The sequence below is a fragment of the Prevotella sp. P5-50 genome (assembly GCF_002251295.1).
Lineage (GTDB): Bacteria > Bacteroidota > Bacteroidia > Bacteroidales > Bacteroidaceae > Prevotella.
The window spans coordinates 1-1,543 of record NZ_NPJA01000018.1; the positions used below are offsets into that span (position 1 = coordinate 1).

The window sequence follows — 1,543 nt, forward strand, 5'->3', positions numbered from 1 at the left end:
ATTTGATTGTGTTCTATTATAACTTCCAAAATAAAAGTTGACCTATTATTCTCAGATAATTCTATAAGTGGTTTCTTTGAAACAGATGAATATACGTCATCAAAGCAGAAATTACCTAAACTATACGCTATAAGCGATCCCTTCAAATTCTCTATTCCCTGTGCAACATGAGGGTGATGGCCATAATAAATAATAGGACCTGCGTCAGCCAGTTTCCTAGCGGCCCGTATTGTATCCATACTTGGGTAGTTAACATGCTCTATTCCTGCATGTACAGAAGCTATAGACAAATATCCAGCTTCTTTATTTCGTTTTATTATATTTTTTGCATCACTCAAATTAAACTCATTAACACCAGGCCCACCATATTTCACACAGCCTTGTGGTCCCGAGGAATAACAGCAAAAACCTACAAAAGAGAGTTTATTGTTGCCTTCTTCAAATTTAACCTCCCTGCCATCTACTCCAAAATAATCAATCCCATTGAGAATAAGAAGTTCTTTTGTTAGAGCCAAACCTTCTTTTCCATAATCAAAGACATGATTATTAGCAAGATTAACGATATCGATATGTAGGTATTTTAATATTTCTATATTCTCGGGATCAGAATATAAATACGCAGATTTAGCACCATATGTTCTTTTTTTTTCGGAAAAAGGAGATTCGAGGTTACCAACAACATGATCACATGTTGCTAAATACTGTTCAACTTCACTAAAATAGTTGTAGACACCTTTATTATTCCTAAGCGAAAGATGACCAAACAAAGCTATATCACCTAAAAAAGCCAACTTCATAAACTCCGTAGATAATTATTTAAATTATGTGATTGGATTTTTGCATTAAACACAGTTTTCGCTAAACTCTGTCCAGCCTTCCCAATTTCTCTCGCTCGCTCCTCGTCTTTCATTATTTCCAAAATCTTTTCAGCGAAAGCCTGATTATTGTCGGGTTCAACAATAAATGAATTAGAAGAGTTTAAGTATAATGGAATATCCCCAACTGCCGTCACAACAACAGGATTACCAGTTGCAAGGTATTCTCCTAACTTTGTCGGGAATCCACCTGAAGATTGAAGACTAGAAGGGCGTGCTAGTAAAAGTGCCTTTGCATTCTTTAGTAATGATGGCATATCATTTCTGTCAACTCTACCGTATAATATAACATTGTTTAATGCTAATTCTGTTATACGTTCTTTATATACATCTAGATCTTTATTATCAGAGGAACCGCCTATTAGTATGAGTTTTAACTGAGGATAAAGTGGTGCCACAAAACTAAAAGCTTCAATTAAGTTAAGTATACCGTCTTTTTTATTTGATAAGTTACCACAATATGCCATGTACTCACCCAGCAAATTGGGCTCTTCTTTAATCCCCTCAAAGCGTTCGATGTCCACTGTCATTGGCATTTCAAAAAAGAGACAATCGTTCCTTGTTAGTCCTTTATAAAACTCCATTAGCGGCTTTGTCATAACAATAAGGCCATCAAATAGTTTATATGTGGTGTTAATATAGAATTTTGAGTATAACCGTTGTATAAC

Annotated in this window: 2 protein-coding genes; both read right to left on the reverse strand. The window is 35.0% G+C overall.

Features of this window, described 5'->3' with window-relative positions:
* A partial coding sequence (locus tag CIK88_RS03790; RefSeq protein WP_158214635.1) for a CapA family protein occupies positions 1-791 on the reverse strand: 791 nt, incomplete at its 3' end.
* Between the two features lie 2 nt (positions 792-793).
* Positions 794-1,543: glycosyltransferase (locus CIK88_RS03795; RefSeq protein WP_216820874.1), on the reverse strand; the 750-nt coding region annotated here is incomplete at its 5' end.